General features: G+C 50.8%; 13 protein-coding genes. 9 read left to right on the forward strand and 4 right to left on the reverse strand.

The genetic code is table 11. The features are described 5' to 3' along the window. Window positions 1-142: 142 nt before the first annotated feature. The 3 genes from parE (at window position 143) to EDC33_RS01320 (ending at window position 6,075) form a co-directional block, all read left to right on the forward strand. Window positions 143-2,125, forward strand: coding sequence for a DNA topoisomerase IV subunit B (gene parE, locus EDC33_RS01310; protein ID WP_124009949.1), 1,983 nt, complete (start codon window positions 143-145; stop codon window positions 2,123-2,125). Further along, on the forward strand, window positions 2,118-4,529 hold the full coding sequence (gene parC, locus EDC33_RS01315; RefSeq protein WP_124009950.1) for a DNA topoisomerase IV subunit A: 2,412 nt from the start codon (window positions 2,118-2,120) through the stop codon (window positions 4,527-4,529). The genes parE and parC overlap by 8 nt, the downstream gene beginning before the upstream one ends. Before the next feature lie 79 nt (window positions 4,530-4,608). Then, on the forward strand, window positions 4,609-6,075 hold the full coding sequence (locus EDC33_RS01320; protein WP_040104794.1) for an alanine/glycine:cation symporter family protein: 1,467 nt from the start codon (window positions 4,609-4,611) through the stop codon (window positions 6,073-6,075). 43 nt (window positions 6,076-6,118) lie between these two features. On the opposite strand, the gene EDC33_RS01325 is transcribed toward EDC33_RS01320, so the two are convergent. Further along, window positions 6,119-7,072: a DUF1002 domain-containing protein gene (locus EDC33_RS01325; protein ID WP_170156331.1), complete on the reverse strand. Its 954-nt coding sequence runs from the start codon at window positions 7,070-7,072 to the stop codon at window positions 6,119-6,121. A 156-nt stretch (window positions 7,073-7,228) separates the two neighbouring features. Here EDC33_RS01325 and EDC33_RS01330 point away from each other — a divergent pair, with 156 nt between their 5' ends. Then, complete coding sequence (locus EDC33_RS01330) at window positions 7,229-8,239, forward strand: LCP family protein (RefSeq protein ID WP_094905480.1); 1,011 nt, start codon at window positions 7,229-7,231, stop codon at window positions 8,237-8,239. A gap of 41 nt (window positions 8,240-8,280) precedes the next feature. Here EDC33_RS01330 and EDC33_RS01335 read toward each other — a convergent pair whose 3' ends face one another. Beyond that, window positions 8,281-9,279 (reverse strand): cation diffusion facilitator family transporter, encoded by a 999-nt coding sequence (locus EDC33_RS01335; RefSeq protein ID WP_124009951.1) that lies wholly within the window; start codon window positions 9,277-9,279, stop codon window positions 8,281-8,283. 160 nt (window positions 9,280-9,439) lie between these two features. Here EDC33_RS01335 and EDC33_RS01340 point away from each other — a divergent pair, with 160 nt between their 5' ends. The 4 genes from EDC33_RS01340 to EDC33_RS01355 all read left to right on the forward strand — a co-directional run bounded on the left by EDC33_RS01340 (window position 9,440) and on the right by EDC33_RS01355 (window position 14,728). Next, on the forward strand, window positions 9,440-10,702 hold the full coding sequence (locus tag EDC33_RS01340) for a Y-family DNA polymerase (RefSeq protein ID WP_124009952.1): 1,263 nt from the start codon (window positions 9,440-9,442) through the stop codon (window positions 10,700-10,702). A gap of 212 nt (window positions 10,703-10,914) precedes the next feature. Further along, window positions 10,915-12,174, forward strand: coding sequence for an aminoacyltransferase (locus EDC33_RS01345; RefSeq protein WP_124009953.1), 1,260 nt, complete (start codon window positions 10,915-10,917; stop codon window positions 12,172-12,174). Window positions 12,175-12,182: 8 nt separating this feature from the next. Continuing rightward, entirely contained in the window at window positions 12,183-13,457 is a 1,275-nt protein-coding gene (locus tag EDC33_RS01350) for an aminoacyltransferase (protein WP_124009954.1), read from the forward strand. 26 nt (window positions 13,458-13,483) lie between these two features. Beyond that, window positions 13,484-14,728 carry a peptidoglycan bridge formation glycyltransferase FemA/FemB family protein gene (locus tag EDC33_RS01355; RefSeq protein ID WP_124009955.1) on the forward strand — a complete coding sequence of 415 codons (1,245 nt, stop codon included), beginning with the start codon at window positions 13,484-13,486 and terminating at the stop codon, window positions 14,726-14,728. Between the two features lie 23 nt (window positions 14,729-14,751). Here the strand turns inward: EDC33_RS01355 and EDC33_RS01360 are convergent, their stop codons facing one another. After that, a complete protein-coding gene (locus tag EDC33_RS01360) occupies window positions 14,752-16,500 on the reverse strand; it encodes a solute:sodium symporter family transporter (RefSeq protein WP_124009956.1) in 1,749 nt (582 codons plus the stop codon). A gap of 269 nt (window positions 16,501-16,769) precedes the next feature. Here EDC33_RS01360 and EDC33_RS01365 point away from each other — a divergent pair, with 269 nt between their 5' ends. Then, the gene (locus EDC33_RS01365) at window positions 16,770-17,333 is read left to right on the forward strand and encodes a recombinase family protein (protein ID WP_124009957.1); all 564 of its coding nucleotides are present in this window, start codon (window positions 16,770-16,772) and stop codon (window positions 17,331-17,333) included. Window positions 17,334-17,774: 441 nt separating this feature from the next. On the opposite strand, the gene EDC33_RS01370 is transcribed toward EDC33_RS01365, so the two are convergent. Further along, window positions 17,775-18,113: a DUF2651 family protein gene (locus tag EDC33_RS01370; protein WP_094905487.1), complete on the reverse strand. Its 339-nt coding sequence runs from the start codon at window positions 18,111-18,113 to the stop codon at window positions 17,775-17,777. Between the last annotated feature and the right edge of the window lie 3 nt (window positions 18,114-18,116).

Here is an 18,116-nt window from a genome sequence, read left to right on the forward strand (position 1 = left end):
TTTACCATAAAATTATTATGTAAACTATTAGTGTTATATGCAATATGAATACATTGATTATGGTTGCAATCCTCACGCTTTTGTATAAAAATAGAACATGAGATAAAAATAACGAACATACGTTTGTAGGAGGAAATCCGATTTGGCAAGACAGAATACTTATAACGATGATTCAATACAAATACTTGAAGGTCTGGACGCCGTAAGGAAAAGGCCTGGGATGTACGTCGGTTCCACCGATTATAGGGGGCTGCACCACCTGGTGTACGAGATCACCGACAACTCGGTCGATGAAGTCATCAATGGCTACGGCGATGAAATAAATATCACCATCAATCCGGATGAAAGCATCACCATCCGCGACAACGGGCGGGGCATGCCGACGGGCATGCACACATCCGGCAAGCCGACACCGGAAGTCATATTCACGGTGCTCCATGCAGGCGGCAAGTTCGGTGCCGGCGGCTATAAGACATCCGGCGGCCTTCACGGTGTGGGGGCTTCGGTCGTCAATGCGCTGAGCGAATGGATGGAGATCAGGATCTACCGGGATGGAAAAGTGCATGAGATGTCATTCAAGGACGGCGGCAAGCTCGACCGTCCATTGGAAGTGACCGGAAAGACGAAGCAGACCGGCACGGAAGTGACATTCAGGCCCGATGGAAAGATATTCAAGAGCGGCACTTCATTCCATTTCGAAACCATCATGGAAAGGATGCGGGAATCCGCGTTCCTGCAGAAGGGGATGCGCATTTCGATTACGGACAGGCGTCCCGAGGAGCCGCTCGAGGAAGTCTTCCAATATGATGATGGGCTGAAAGCCTTCATCAACTTCCTGAATGAGGGCAAGGATGCAATCGGTGATGTGGTCATGTTCTCCGGCGAGTACAACGATATCGTGGCTGAAGTGAGCTTCCAGTATAATGACCAGTACAGTGAAACGCTGATCTCCTTCGTCAACAATGTACGGACGAAGGATGGCGGAACGCACGAGGTCGGCTTCAAGACTGGCTTCACGCGTGTATTCAATGAATATGCACGCAAAATCAAGGAATTGAAGGACAAGGACAAGAACCTTGAGGGCAGCGACATCAGGGAAGGCCTGACTGCCGTCATCTCGGTGAAGGTCCCTGAGAACCTGCTCCAGTTCGAAGGCCAGACGAAGAGCAAGCTCGGTACGAGTGAAGCGCGGAATGTCATGGAATCGCTGATGAGCGAACATCTTCCATACTATCTGGAGGAGAACGGGGCGCTGAGCACCCAGCTAGTCAAGAAGGCGATCAAGGCAAGGAGCGTCCGGGAGACTGCACGGAAAGCCCGTGAGGAGGCTAGGAACGGCAAGAAGCGCCGCAAGGATACACTGCTTTCCGGCAAATTGACGCCCGCCCAGAGCCGCAATGCCAAGAAGAATGAACTGTATCTTGTCGAAGGGGACTCTGCAGGCGGATCTGCAAAGCAGGGCCGCGACAGGCGATTCCAGGCCATCCTGCCGCTTCGTGGGAAGGTCATCAATACCGAGAAGGCGAAGTTTGAGGATATCTTCAAGAATGAAGAGATCAATACGATCATCCATACGATCGGCGCAGGCGTCGGTACGGAATTCAGTGTGGATGATACGAACTACGACAAGATCGTCATCATGACGGATGCCGACACCGATGGTGCGCACATCCAAGTGCTGCTCCTCACATTCTTCTTCAACTACATGCGTCCACTCTTCGACGCGGGCAAGATCTATATCGCCCTGCCGCCTTTATTCCAGCTCAAGAAGAAGGGCAGGAAGAAGGATGAGGTGCGGTATGTCTGGACTGAGGACGAGCTCGTCGAGGCCCAGAAGGAAATGGGCAAAAATATCGAACTCCAGCGCTATAAGGGTCTGGGTGAGATGATGCCGGAACAGCTGTGGGAAACGACGATGAATCCGGAGACGCGGACGTTGATCCAGGTGCGTATTGAAGACGAGGCACTTTCATTGAAGCGTGTCACGACCCTCATGGGGGACAATGTGGAGATGCGCAGGAAGTGGATCGAATCGAATGTCAGCTTCACACTCGAAGATGCGGACAGCATATTGGGGAATGAAGATGTCACAAAACTGGGAGAAAGTGGTGAATTGAATGACTGAACAAGTTCAGCAGCTACAACTTGAAGATGTCATCGGCGACCGTTTCGGACGCTACAGCAAATATGTCATCCAGGACCGCGCCATCCCGGATGTCAGGGACGGCCTGAAGCCGGTCCAGCGGCGTATCCTCTATGCGATGTACAAGGAAGGGAACACTTTTGAGAAGAGCTTCAGGAAAAGTGCCAAGACTGTAGGGAACGTCATCGGCAACTATCATCCGCACGGGGATTCCAGTGTCTATGAAGCGATGGTCCGACTCTCCCAGGAGTGGAAGATGCGCGAGGAACTGATCGATATGCACGGCAACAAGGGGAGCGTCGACGGCGACCCGCCGGCTGCGATGCGCTATACGGAGGCGAGGCTTTCAGAAATCTCGAATGAGATGCTCCGTGACATCAACAAGAAGACCGTCGACTTCATCAACAACTTCGATGATACGGAGATGGAACCGACCGTCCTGCCTTCGAAATTCCCAAACCTCCTGGTCAATGGTTCGACGGGCATTTCTGCAGGCTATGCCACGGACATTCCGCCCCACAACCTCGAAGAGGTCATCGATGCGACATTGAGGGTCATCGACAAGCCGTCCGCCTCCATGGATGAGCTGATGGATATCATCAAAGGGCCTGATTTCCCGACAGGGGGCATCATCCAGGGCAAGGACCAGATCCGGAAGGCATATGAGACCGGACGCGGCAAGATCATCGTCCGGAGCAGGGTGCGGACCGAGGACACCCGGGGCGGCAAGACCCATATCATCATCGATGAACTGCCGTTTGAGGTAAACAAGGCGAACCTCGTCAAGAAGATGGACGAAATCCGGGCCGACCGCAAGGTGGACGGCATCATCGAAGTCCGGGATGAAACCGACCGCGAAGGGATGCGCATCGTAGTGGAAGTGAAGAAGGAGGCGAATGTCGAAGGCATCATCAACTACTTCTACAAGAAGACGGACCTCCAGGTATCCTACAACTTCAATATGGTGGCGATCAGCGACAGGGCACCGAAACAGCTCGGGCTGAAGGAGATACTGGAGAGCTACATCGCCCACCAGAAGGATGTCATCCTCAGGCGCTCGCAGTATGAACTCTCGGAAGCGGAGCGCAGGATGCACATCATCGAGGGGCTCATGCACGCACTGTCCATACTGGATGAAGTGATCCGCGTCATCCGCGAGTCGGACAACAAGCGCAACGCCAAGGCGAACCTGGTGGAAGCCTTCAGCTTCACGGAAGCCCAGGCGGAAGCGATCGTGATGCTCCAGCTCTACCGTCTGACGAACACGGATATCGCAGAGCTCGAAACGGAGCACAGCGAGCTGGAATATACGATCAATCAGCTGCGGGAAATACTGGGCAATGAAAAGCAGCTGCTCAAAGTGATCAAGAAAGAACTGCGCGACATCAAAAAGAAATATGCCGCGCCGCGCAGAAGCACGGTGGAGGATGAAATCGAGTCCATCGAGCTTGAGAAGGAAGTGTTGATCGCCAAGGAGGAGGTCGTCGTTTCACTGACGTCGGAAGGCTATGTGAAGCGCACCAGCCTGCGGAGCTATAATGCGAGTACACCGGATGAAATCGGCATGAAGGAGGATGATCAGGTGCTCCTCTCCCGCCATGCCCATACACTCGAGCACCTGCTCGTCTTCACCAACCTCGGCAACTATATGATCATTCCCGTCCATGAACTGCCTGAGATCAGGTGGAAGGACAACGGCCAGCACCTCTCCAACCGCTTCAGGCTCGGGACGGATGAATCACCGGTGACGGCCTTCGTCATCGAGGATTACGGAGCCGACATCTCTATAGTGACGACCACACGCCGGGGCCAGATCAAGCGGACAGAGCTTAAAGCCTATGAAGCGAGCCGCATCAGGCGGCCGATTTCAGGCATCAGCCTCAAAAAGGACGATCAGGTGGTCTCAGTGGAACTCTCGCATGGCGGCACGGAAGATGTGCTGCTGATTACACAAAAGGGCATCTCGCTCCGGTACCCGCTGTCGGAAGTTAATCCGGTCGGCCTGAAGGCCCAGGGCGTCAGGGCGATTCAACTGAAACCGGATGATGCACTCGCATTCTCGGGACTCCTCTCCAATGAGAAGTTCCTTGTTACGGTCTCCCAGCGGGGGGCGGTCAAACGGACATCTATCGATGTATTCGAAAGGGGTGCCAGAGCCCAGGTGGGCAGCACCCTGCTCAAGGAGATCAAATCGAAGCCCCACCGCATCATCGGGGCGCGGCTCATCGAAAACAATGTCGATATAATCCTTTATTCGCAGAACACCAGTTTCAAGTTGGACGCGAAATCCATCCGGGTGAGCGGCAAATATGCCAACGGTTCATTTGTGGTTGATGAAAATGAATTCGGCGAGGTGGCGCGCGTCGCATTTGAAACGGTGCAATAATCCGAATAGTCCAATTTTCAATTCGGCCTTTAAAGCGGTTTCCCAAATGATATAATACATTTATATCAGGAGGTGCTTTATGGATTTTGAAGGAATTGTACCAGATTGGTTCAAAAGTTTTGTCGACATAGGAAACACCCTGCTGTGGGGTGACTTCCTCATCGGGCTGCTTATTCTTGCAGGTCTTTATTTTTCCATCAGCTCGAGGTTTGTACAGTTCAGATGGTTCAAAGAGATGTTCAAGGTCATTACCGAAAAACCGGAGACGCTGCCTGACGGCAGGAAGGGGATCGCCCCTTTCCAGGCATTTGCAATCAGTGCCGCTTCACGCGTCGGCACCGGCAACATCGCAGGTGTAGCGACGGCCATCGTGCTCGGCGGTCCCGGCGCGATATTCTGGATGTGGCTGATCGCGTTCTTCGGCGCAGCGACCGCATTCTTCGAATCCACGCTTGCACAGGTATATAAAGTGAAGGATGAGGAGGGCGGTTTCCGTGGGGGCCCGGCCTACTACATGGAGAAGGGCCTCAACCAGAGATGGCTCGGACTGTTCTTCGCGGTGCTGATCACAATCACATTCGCATTCGTCTTCAACGGGCTGCAGGCGAACACCATCGCCCATGCCTATCAAGAGGCATTCAACCTCGACAGGTGGGTGGTCGGACTCGTCATCGCAATCTTCACGGCCATCGTCATCTTCGGCGGGGCCCGGACCATTGCGAATGTGGCCGGCTATATAGTCCCGGTCATGGCGGTCATCTATCTGCTGGTCGTCTTCGTGATCCTCATCATCAACTACGACCAGATCATTCCGATGCTGACGGCCATCGTCACAAACGCGTTCGGCATCCGGGAAGTCTTTGGTGGTGCACTCGGTGCAGCGATACTGAACGGCTTCCAGCGGGGGCTGTTCTCGAATGAAGCGGGTATGGGTTCTGCACCCAATGCCGCCGCATCCGCTGCGGTCAGCCACCCTGTCAAGCAGGGGCTGATCCAGGCGCTCGGCGTGTTCTTCGATACGATGATCGTCTGTACGGCAACGGCCATCCTGATCCTGATGTATACGGATCTGAGCTATGGAGCAGACGCACTCCAGGGCATCCAGGTGACACAGGCGGCGATGTCGGAGCAGATCGGCTCCTTCGGGGCGACCTTCATCGCGATCGTCATCCTGCTCTTCGCCTACAGTTCCATCCTCGGGAACTACTTCTACGGTCAGAGCAACCTGAACTACATCAAGGAGAACCGGGTGGTTCTGCTTATATTCAAGGCGCTCGTGGTCGTCATGGTCTTCATCGGTGCGGTGATGGACCTTGAGACGGCCTGGGCGACAGCGGACATGTTCATGGCACTCATGGCGGTGACCAACCTTGTCGCGGTATTCGGACTGAGCCATATCGTCTGGCAGGTTGCAGCCGACTATAAGGCGCAGCTGAAAACGGGTGTGAATCCCGTCTTCCAGACGAACAACATCAAAGCCGACCTTTCGGAAGTCGATGAATGGGGCGAGAACCGATACGCCTATCGTAATGAAGAAAGGCCATAAAAGGCACATAATAAAAAGAGCAGACCATATGGTCTGCTCTTTTCTAGTTGAAGAGTGATCTGAAGAAGGAGACGATGCTTGAGAAGAAATCGGATGCCGCCTTCTTGAATGATTCCCAGGCGCTCGATTCCTGTATATCCTGTCCAATCTCCTCAGCCTGATCGGCTGCATTCTGGAATGCTTCACTCGAAGTGATCTGATCGAGGAGGTTCTGGGCGCTGTCCTTCAGCCGTTCGGCCTCCTCGCTCTGGAAGATGCCGGAGTCCTGTATCTGGATGATGATGACGACGATCCTGTCGATCTGATCCTGTGACAGCAGGCCGTCGAGGCCGTTGGCCGCCATCTGCTCATCGACGATATCCCTGATCTCCTGCTCCGTCAGGTCGCCGCCCTGGTTGATGACTTCAATTTTGATGTCGGTGATCATCTTGTTCAGCTGCTCTTGTGAGAACCCTTCGACATTGCTGTTCTCCTCGGAGATGCCGGAGATCGTCTCAAGTTCCTCCTGGGAGTTCTGTGTACGCTCGGTATCTATGGCTTCCCCCTGTGATTCGTATGCCTTGTAGATGCCGGAGAGGGCACTTTCACCGGTGACATCCTCGGCCGCTCCGATGACCACTTCCGCATCGGTGATGCCGGAAGTCAGCAGTGCATTCTTGTATGTCTCCTCGGTGATTTCAGTGATGTCCCCCATGCTCTCATCCACGGTGATGTCGAGGCCATGGCCTTCGGATTCCTGGATGATGCGGATGCTCGATTTGAGCACCTCATTGCTGTAGTCCTTGCCGATATACTGCTGTACATCCTCGCTGTAGACATATTCGACCTTGTCGCTCTCCTCGGTGCCGAGTATTTCACGTGTCGCATCAAGCAGCTGCTGGTCGCTCTCAAGCGCTGCGCCATACACTGTGACCGCTTCCTCCCATTCCGAAGCCGCCTGGGCCGGAACTGGCACCAGCAGCATGAGCATCATTGCCAAAAGTAATATTTTTTTCATCATTTCAATCCCTCATTCCTTATATATATTTTACTATATAAGCATACGGCACCACAATTTTTTATCCTCCATGGAATGATGGGGAGATATTATTTCTTTATTAATTTCTAAAAACCGGTTAAAATGATTTGATAGATTGATGACAGGAGCATGATTATGGACAATGAATACAGACGTTCCGACAGACCGCAGCCCGAAGGGCGGAAGCGGCGCATCCGGAAGCGGGCGCTCATTCCGCTCATACTGCTCGCGGTGCTCGTCGGCACAATCCTATATGTATACTTCTCATACCAGTCCGGTCTCGATATCGCACGCGACAACGGGGTTGAACAGGAGGAGATGGAATTCAACGGGGCGGATGACAACGACGGCAAAAAGAACATCCTGCTGCTCGGCGCCGACCGCGAGGTGGATGGTGCCCAGCGGACGGACGTCATCATGCTGGCCCAGTATGACTACATGAACAAGGAAATGAAGATGGTCTCTCTCATGCGGGATATATACGTGGAGATCCCCGGCTTCCAGAGCTATAAGATCAATTCCGTCTACTCCCTCGGGGGTGTCGAACTGCTCAGGCAGACCATCCAGCAGAACTTCGGCATCGAAGTCGAGGAATATGCAGTCATCGACTACCAGGCCTTCGAATCGGTCGTTGATGTGATCAATAAGGACGGCATCATGATCGATGTTGAAAAGGACATGTCGGAGAAGATAGATACCGAACTGAAGCAGGGGGAACAGCGCCTTGGAGGGGAAGATCTTCTTGCCTATGCCCGGTTCCGCCAGGATGCAGAGGGTGACTTCGGCCGTGTGAGACGCCAGCAGCAGGTGATCAATGCAGTCAAGGACGAGGCGCTGACTTTGGGCAGCATACTCAAGCTTCCGAAAATTGCGGGCACCGGAATGGGTCACGTCAATACGAGCATGAGCGATGGGGAACTGTACCGGATGATGGCCTCCTTCCTGATACGGGGCGATAAGGACATCCCGACACTCACCGTGCCTGTGGAAGATACGTACCAGTTCATGGACACGCCGCACGCCGGAAATGTCATCGATCTTGACTTCGAAGCGAACAGCCAAGCGATTCATGACTTCTTTGAAGCGGATGCAGAGGATCCGGATGCCGGAGAGCCGACCCGAGAGGAACCGGCAGCGAATGAATAGAAAATAAAAAGGATGGCGGTTACGCCATCCTTTTTTTCGTGCTAATATTTCGGTTTCCTGTCGAGGTCGTCCTGGGTCTTCGGCCATGTACGCTTGCCGTCATTCAGTTCGAACTCCATATTCACATCCGTCACGTGCTGCTGCTTCAGGATCAGTTTTTCTATCTCATCCCTGATCCTGTTGACCTCCCTGGAAGTGAGATTCGGGTCGATTTCGGCGACGACTTCCGCGTGGAGGTTGTCGCCTTCCTTCATGACGAAGAGCTTTCTGATGTCCTTTATCTCATCGTGGCGCAGAACGATCTGTGAGACCCGTTCCTCCATGCGCGGGTCATGTTCTCCAAGTGCCCCGGCTGCATTCTCCATGAAGATCTTATAGACGATATAGAACATCGCCAGGCCGATGAGGACCGAAGCGATCCCTTCACTCTGCGAGAATCCTGTGAAGCGGGCGACGAGGATTGCGATGATTGCAAATATCGCACCCCCTGTGGCGACAGCATCCTCGAGGAAGACGAGTTTTGTGGCCGGCTTGGCCCTGTCCATATTGGCGAAGCTCGTCGTTATCGGCTTCAGGCCGTCATAGGGCATGTCCGCCTGCTGGAGCAGCTCCTTTCCGGCCTTATAGAGCACGAATGTCTCGAGTACCGCTGCGATGGCGAGGACGCCGATGTTGATCAGCAGCATGGTCGTATCGGTCTCTACAGGCAGGGGTTCCAGAATGTGGTGGAGACCCTCCCTTACCGTCTCGTAGGCGAGGATGCCGACGATGATGACTGCAAAGAGCAGGACGAGGTTCACCAGACGGCCGAAGCCGAAGGGGAAGCGCTCGGTGGGTGCCTTTTTCGACAGCCCGGAACCTATGAAGACGAAAAGCTGGTTGAGCGCATCGCCGATCGAGTGCATCATTTCGGCGAACATCGCGACGTTGGCCGTCAGGATGAAGGCTACACCTTTGAGCCCTGCGATGAAGAAGTTGACGATGGAAGCGGTGAGGGAGGCCATGCTCCCTTTTTTAAGTAATGCGATGATATCCTTCAATGAGTGTTCCTCCTTTTTCTCTGTAAAGGTTTTATAATGTCCCATACCCAATTGGCACGCATTTACTTATGAATGCAGGAGATTCGTGTCTATCCGGATGGATTCTGTGATATGATGAATATACGGATGTGCGAACATATGTTCTGTATGGAGGGATGACATGTACAATTATCATATCTGTCCGCAGCGCCATGTATTATGCGTCGATCAGAAAAGCTTCTTCGCCAGTGTCTCATGCATTTTGAAGGGGCTCGATCCCATGACGGCCAAACTTGCTGTGGTGGCGGATACGAAAAGCCTCGGCTCCGTAGTGCTTGCGGCTACACCGGAACTGAAGAAGCTCGGCATAAAGACGGGGTCCAGGCTGTTTGAAATACCGGCCCGCCGCGACATATACATCATCAATCCGTCGATGAAGACATATCTGGACTATTCGGCAAGGATTACGGAAATCGCCCTGAAATATGTGGCGCCGGAAGATTTCCATCAATACTCCGTTGATGAGTTTTTCATGGATGTGACGGAAAGCTACCGCATATTCGAGGATTCACCCTATGCTCTGGCCAAGCAGCTCAAGAAGGAAGTATATGAAGAGACGGGGATCGACTGTGCAATCGGCGTCGGGGATAACATGCTGCTCAGCAAACTGTCCCTGGATATCGAGGCGAAGCGGATGCCGGACGGCATTGCAGAGTGGCGCTATCATGATGTGCCCCGGAAGCTCTGGCCCATCAAGCCGCTCAGGAATTTCTGGGGGATCAACAGAAGGAGTGAGGTCAAGCTTAATGAACGGGGGATATTCTCCATCGGGGATCTTGCACGCTATCCGGTGGTCCATCTGAAGCGGGACTTCGGGGTCATCGGTGTGGACTGGCACCTCCATGCCAACGGAATCGACTTCAGCCTCATCCGCGAAAAGCACGCCATCCATTCCCCATCGATCGCAAAGAGCCAGATACTGATGCGGGACTACCGTTTCGATGAAATATATGTGGTGCTGCTGGAACACGTGGACGAAGTCACCCACCGTCTGAGGCTGGCGGGGAGACTGGCACGGACGATCCAGTTTGCCGTGGGGACTGCAGAAGGCAGGATATACCGCAAGCAGTTCACAGTCCGGGAAGGGACGGATGACGGGGATGTCATCATGCGGGGGATATGGAAGGCGCTTCAGGCACTTGCCGATCCCCATGCCCGGTACCGCACCTTGAGCGTCACGCTGACGAACTTCATTCCAGGATATGCGCGGCAGATTTCACTGTTTGATGACGTGGAGGCTGTCGAAAGGCGGGAAAGGCTGTTGAGGACCGTGGATAACCTCAAGGTGAAGTACGGGCAGCTGAGTGTCATGCGTGCCCTCAGCTGTACGGAAGCCTCGACTCTGAAACTGAGGGATGGGTTGATTGCAGGGCATAAAAGATAGCAGGCAGTCGGGCATAGATTGGGGCAGAAAGGGTATAATGGACATTGGAAGCAGGGATGGATGGCGCATCATAATAGATGGACGGTGCCAGTCCGTCCTCCAAGTGATATAATACATAGGACTATGCTTAAATCATTCACTAATTATGGAGATACTACAGCAAATCTGATAATATAAGCAAAGTATTAAAATTAGTTGACAGGAGTGCCAATATGCAATTTACAGAGTTGACCACTGAGGAATTCGATCATTTCACCCGGACCCGCTTCAGTCATTTTACACAGACGGAGGACAACTACCGCCTGAAGGTGGAGCAGGGTGTTGAAACCTACCTTGTCGGTGTGAAGGACGGAGAAGCGGTCAGGGCTGCCTGCCTCATTACGCTGACCCCGGTGATGAAAGTATTCAAATATGCCTACAGCAACCGGGGGCCGGTGATGGACTATACAGACAAGCAGGTGTTCGATACGTTCTTTGAGGGGCTCCAAAGGTTTCTGAAACCCAAGAAGGTCATGTATGCAAGGATCGACCCATATGAAGTGCTCAGGGAACGGGATCATGACGGCAAGATCCTCAAGGACCGGGGCAACCAGCACATCTTCGATCATTTCGAGGCACAGGGGTTCAGGCATGATGGATTTACGGTAGGATTCGATCCGGTCATCCAGATCAGATGGCATTCGGTACTCGATCTCTCGGGAAAGGATCCGAAGACGCTCCTGAATGATATGGACAGCCTTCGGAAGCGGAACATCAAGAAGGCCCAGAAGCATGGCCTGCATGTACGCTATCTGGAGCTCGATGAGATTGATGTGTTCAGGAAGTTCATGAAGGATACATCCGAAATGAAATCATTCGTCGACCGCGATGATGCCTACTACATCAGCAGGAAGAAGCATTTCGGCGACAACGTCATCATCCCGCTTGTATACGTCAATCTCGACGAATACACGGAATCGATTGCCAAGGACCGCGATGGTCTCGTCAAAAATATCGAAAAGGCCGAGAAGGATCTGGAGAAGGACCCATCCAACAGCAAGGCCGAGAAGAAGATCAAGAATTTCGGCGACCAGCTGAAGAACATAGAGGATAAGCTTGCCGAAGGGAAAGAGCTCCGTGAGACCCATGGTGAGGAGCTGCCGATTGCGAGTGCATACTATTTCATCACACCGCATGAAGTGGTCTATCTTGCCGGGGGCAGCGACAATGCCTTCAGGCATTTTGCAGGAAGCTATCTGATACAATGGCATATGATCAACTATGCACTCGAACATGGCATCGATCTATACAATTTCTATGGCATCAGCGGAGACTTCTCCGAAGAAGCGGAAGACTACGGTGTCATACAGTTCAAGAAAGGTTTCAATGCTGCCGTGTATGAGTATGTCGGAGATTTCATCAAGCCGATCAATGCGCCGGCCTATAAGGCCTATCAGGCGCTCACGAAAATACGGAAGCAGATTGGGAGGTAGGAATACGGATGAAATTTGTTGAATTGACTGAAAAGGAATATGCGAATTATATAGAAAAAGGTGAGGAATCCGCCTTCTTTCAAATGATAGAGAATAAGAAGAACAGGGAGATGGACAAGCAGAAGGTCCGCCTGCTCGGCGTCAAGGACGAGGAAGGTGCAGTCATAGCAGCCTGCCTCTTCACTTTGAAGAAGACCGTCATGGGCAAGTACTTCTACTATTCCAACCGCGGTCCTGTCCTGGACTATCATAATCATGAACTCGTCCGGTTCTTCCTGCAGGCCCTTACGAAATATTTGAAGAAGAACAACGGCCTGTATGTCAAACTGGATCCGAACTGGATCTACAGGAAATATGACAAGGATGTAAATCCGAAAGAGGACTATCCAGCACAGGATGCACTGATCCAGATAATGGAGGAAGAGGGCTATGTCCATCAGGGATTCACACGCGGCTACTCGAAAACATCACAGGCGCGATGGATGAGTGTCCTCGACCTGTCCGGCCATGATGAGAAGTCACTCCTGAAATCCTTCGATTCCCAAAGGAAGCGGAACATCAAGAAAGCCCAGAAGTATGGGGTGAAGGTACGTTTCCTCGAGGTGGATGAAATTGACATCTTCATGGATCTCTATCTTGATACGAGTGAAAGGCAGGGATTCTTCACCCATCCGAATCCAAAGGAATATTTTACAAATTTCAAGAAGTCCTATGGGGATAAAGTCCTCATCCCGCTTGCATACATCGAGCTTGATGAATATGTGGACAACCTCTCCGAACAGATCGAGGAGAACGAAGGCAAACGCAACCAGCTGATGGAGAAGGAGAACAAGAACGACAAGACGCTCAATAAGATCGCCGAACTCGACAAGCAGATCGACAAGATGACCGAAGACAGGATGCAGGCGAGTGAAATACAGAAGAAGGAAGGCAACATCCTCAATCTTGCTTCAGGCATCTATTTCGAAACACCATATGAAATGGTCTACAACTCCGGAGCAAGCTCCAGTAAATATGCCCAATTCGTCGGACCGTACATGATGCACTTCGAAATGATGAAGTACTGCATGGACAGGGGCATCAGCCGCTATAACTTCTATGGCGTCAGCGGGGACTTCTCCGAAGATGGGGAAGACTATGGCGTGTACCGGTTCAAGCGCGGCTTCAATGCAGAGATCGAGGAGCTGGTCGGAGACTTTGTGAAAGTGATCAGCAAAATGCCGTATAACCTCTATAAGGTCAAGCGTAAACTCGAGCAGAAAGCTGCTGCAAAATCCAATTGACGAGTAAAGGAAGGTTAGTGCCGACTATGCAGATAACACCAATACAAGAGGAAACTTTCAAGGCGTTCATGGCCGATTATGACAGCTACTGCCATTACCTGCATGATCCCCTGTACTACGATTATATTTCCAGTCTTCAGGAAACGCATCTGCTCGGGCTCTATGAAGATGAGGCACTCGTCGGTGTATCCATGCTCAGCAGCCGTTCCGTCCTGAAACGCTACAGGATGTTCACTTCACATACCGGCCCATTGATCCAACCCTTTTCAAATGAGCGTCTCCAATTCTTCCTGAAAGAGATCGACGCATATGTGAAGGGGAAGAATGGACTCAAAATGATCCATTCGCCGTACCATATATACCAGATGCGGAATGCTGAAGGAGAAGTCATGGAGAGTGATATGAACAACCATGAAATCGTGGACATATACCGCAATCAGGGGTACAGCCATAATGGATTCACAAAGCAGCTGGTGACGGAAGAACTGCTGAGGCATCAGGCGGTCCTTGACATCAGTATGTCCGAAGAAGAGCTGCTCAAAAGCATGGACAAGACCACCCGCTACAACACACGGACGAGTGAACAGATGGGGGTGCGCCTCAGGTATCTCGAAGAGAATGAGTATGACAAATTCATCGACATATACAAGGACACGGAGGAGCGCATCGGCTTCGACCCCGTCAACAGCCAGAAGATCAGAAACCTGCTCCATGTATTGAAGGACCGGACCTACCTGACATTGAGCTATATCGATCTTGAGGAATATCTGGACCGTCTTTCGGAAGAGCTTGAAGCATTGGAAGCCGATCGGCTGGATATGCAGAATAAGCTCGACAGCGGCAATGGCACGAAACGCATGAAGGGACGCCTGAATGAACTGAAGGATCTGACCGCCAACAAAGAGAAGCGCATTGAAAAGATCAGGGGTGTACAGGCGGAGTATGGCAGCATCATCGAACTGTCAGCTGCGATGTACTACTACAACAACCACGAGATGGTATATCTTTTCAGTGGAAGCTATCCGGAGCACTCCATGTTCATGGGCACCAACTATACGACATGGCAGATGATCAAAAAGGCGAAGTCACTCGGACTCCGCCGATTCAACCTTTCCGGATTGACCGGCGACTTCACGGAAGACTCGAAGGACTATGGCGTCTACAAATTCAAGAAAGGGTATGATCCCTTCATTGAAGAGTTGCCGGGCACATTCGAAAAGGTATTCAACAGACCGGTATACAAGCTGGCTGAGAAGCTCAGGAAGGTATAGACGCAAAAGAAGCTATAGCAATGCTATAGCTTCTTTTCTTTATGCATTTCCTGAAGTAGGGTACTGTATTTTCCGTTCCAGCTTCTGTAGGAAATGATCCATAACAGAAGGATGAGCAGCATGAGCGCAATGGTAGCTGGCCAGAACCAGCCCGAAACGATGCCTTCGGCGTATGAGAGACCGATGGGTGAAAACAATATATAGCAGAAGACCATGGCGCCCATCAACAGAACTGTAACAGGAACCGCAAACTTCCAGGGCAACATATCCACTTTAGGGTCATGCGTGAATTGATGGGGTGCATCAAGTGGTCTGATGAATCCTGAAATCATCATGATCAAGACGGCGAGTGCGAACAGGATACCTTGAATATGGATGAAGCTGATATCAAAACTGAAGCCGAAAAACATGGGGAACCCCCATATCAGCATGTAATAGAGGACGACATGGACGACGATTGCAATCTTGGCACCGATGGGAGGAATATATTTTGAGAATATGCCTACTAGGATGATCGCAATCACCGGGATGTTGAAGAAGCCGGTAAACTCCCTGATGATGTTCCAAAGCCCGTCCGGTGCACGCAGCAGGAGTGGGGCGATGAAGAAGGAAACGAGGGCAAGAAGCGTACCGAACCATTTGCTGACTCGTATCATTTCCCTGTCGGAAGCATCCTTCTTTATTTTCACTTTGTATAGATCATAGACGAACATCGTGGCAGCACTGTTGAGCAGTGAATTGAAACTTGAAAATACTGCACCGAGGAGTACAGCCAGGAAGAAGCCGCTCAGAATCGGCGGCAGCAGCTCGCTGATCAGTGCAGGATAGGCCAGATCCATCGTCTCGAGTCCATCGCCGTATAGATGATAAGCGATGATTCCAGGAATCATCATCATGAAGGGGACGAGGATCTTCAGGAATCCGGTGAACAGTGTGCCTTTCTGGCCTTCAGCAAGGCTTTTTGCACCAAGTGCCCGCTGGATGACATATTGGTTGGTGCCCCAATAGAAAAGATTGGCGAAGATCATCCCGGTGAATATCGTACCGAACGGTACAGAATCTTCACTCGAACCGATGGCATTCAACTTCTCAGGTTCTTCGGTGGCGATGGTCTTCATGCCTGCAAGCATATTCCCATCACCAAGAGCATGGAATCCGATGAGGGGAATCAATAGTCCGATGACGAGCAGCCCGACACCATTCAAGGTGTCGGATATTGCAACGGCCTTGAGTCCACCGAATATGGCATATGCGGCCCCGATGATCCCGACAACCCAGATGACGATCCACATGGACTGTTCGAGTGACATGCCGAGAAGGGCGGGTACATCGAAAAGCTGCAATACGGCAATCGCTCCGGAATAGAGGACTGACGGAATCGTTACGAAAGTATATCCCAGCATGAACAGCAATGTGACCATCATGCGGGTCCCTTCGTCAAAACGGCTGTTCACAAATTCAGGGAGGGTGGTGAAGGCGCCTCCTATGTAACGTGGCAACAGAACAAGGGCAAGTATGATGACCGAGATCCCCGCAGTCACTTCCCATGCCATGTTCGACATGTTGGCATTGTATGATTGGCCGTTCAATCCTACAAGCTGTTCGGCGGAAAGGTTGGTAAGCACGAGGGAACCCGCTATGAACCCGCCGGTCAGACCGCGTCCTGCAAGGAAATACCCATCACTGTCACTGATGGTGTTACGCGTCCTGCGATAGGAATACCAGGCGACAAAGGCCATGAAGAGGATGCAGGTGATAATGGTATAGGTCATTGAATCAACTCCTGATAATATATGTAATTCGTTTATAGTATCTATATATTCTGAATTTTAAGAGATAAACATAGAGAACAAATAATATTAAGCTTTCAGAGGGAAAAATTGCAGTGTCTATTTAACGAGGGTTTTATAAACATTAACAGTAAATAAACAAAAACACCTAAAATGTTAATAAATGTTGTGTTTTTACTTGTCTTTTTTTCTCTGTAGACTTATACTATAACTATACCGTTTAAAATACATTTAAAGGAAGGTATGGAAAAATGAGTAAAATAGGATATGCAAGAGTAAGTACAAAGGGACAGAAACTGGAAAGTCAGCTGGATATGCTGCAGGAGGCGGGATGCATCAAGATCTTCTCCGAAAAGGTGAGCGGACGCAAGGCAGACCGCACAGCGCTGGAACAGTGTATGGAGTACATGCGGGAGGGCGACACGATGGTGATCACCAAGCTGGATCGGCTGGGCCGGACGACAAAACAGTTGATAGAACTCGCGACGACGCTGGAAAAACGCGGAATCGACCTTGAAATCATCAATATGAACGTCACGACGAAAGATCCGATGGGAAAGATGTTCTTTACGATGATGTCGGCATTTGCGGAACTGGAAGCAAGCTTGCTGAGCGAACGGACGAAGAAAGGTCTGGAATCAGCAAGGGCGCGCGGCAGAAACGGCGGCAGGCCTGGCATAACGGATGACAAGAAAGCGATGATACAGTCATTGTATGATACACAGAAATACACAGGGAAACAGATTGCAGAAATGGTTGGCGTATCAAGGGCGACTGTATATAAAGTTGTAAACGAATCAAAAGAAAACAGTTGAACAGCAACAGGAAACATAAAAAATGATGAATGGATGTTAAATGCCTGATCCGGTAATCACTGGATCGGGTATTAATTTGGTCAAATACTGGTAATTCTACAAGGTATTATTTTTCTTATTATAAAGTTTACATAATATATATTATAGGAAGTTATCTATATATCTGAAAGGTGCACCCTTTTTATCTTTTCTTCATATTCCCTATGATTATTCGTTTACTTTATTTTACCTCTGCCGGCCTTCTAACGACGTCGACCCCAACAGTCAAGTGATGGTTCCTTCTATATGCCTATAATCCTATAGATGATCTGTTATTGGATTCATCATATCCAATTTGCTGCAATCATTCCAATCTATTCAAACCTGTATTATATGTATATACATGTGTATCGGCTTTTTCGGCATAAAAAAACAGCTGCATCATATACAGCTGTCCCGTTGCTATCTTTTCCTTTCGTCATGTGGATGATCAGTTTGATCCACTTCCTGTGCGCCTGCATGTTCATCTGCAAGTGCCTTCTTCCGTCTGCGGCCTCTGACATACAGCCATGTCAGGACACTTACGATCAATGACAGTATCCCAAGGAATACGGCATAACCCATCAGCGGTTCCCAGTTGGTATCCTCCATGAAGTTCGGCACGATGAACGCTGTCAGTGCCATTATAATGAAAACGGCAATCGGCATGAGTATATATTTACTGGTGCTCAATGCAATGAGTACGCTGATGATGATTACCAGCAATATGCTGATTATATAGAAGCTTGGACTATCGATCATTCC

This window comes from Salinicoccus roseus, from assembly GCF_003814515.1.
Taxonomy (GTDB): domain Bacteria; phylum Bacillota; class Bacilli; order Staphylococcales; family Salinicoccaceae; genus Salinicoccus; species Salinicoccus roseus.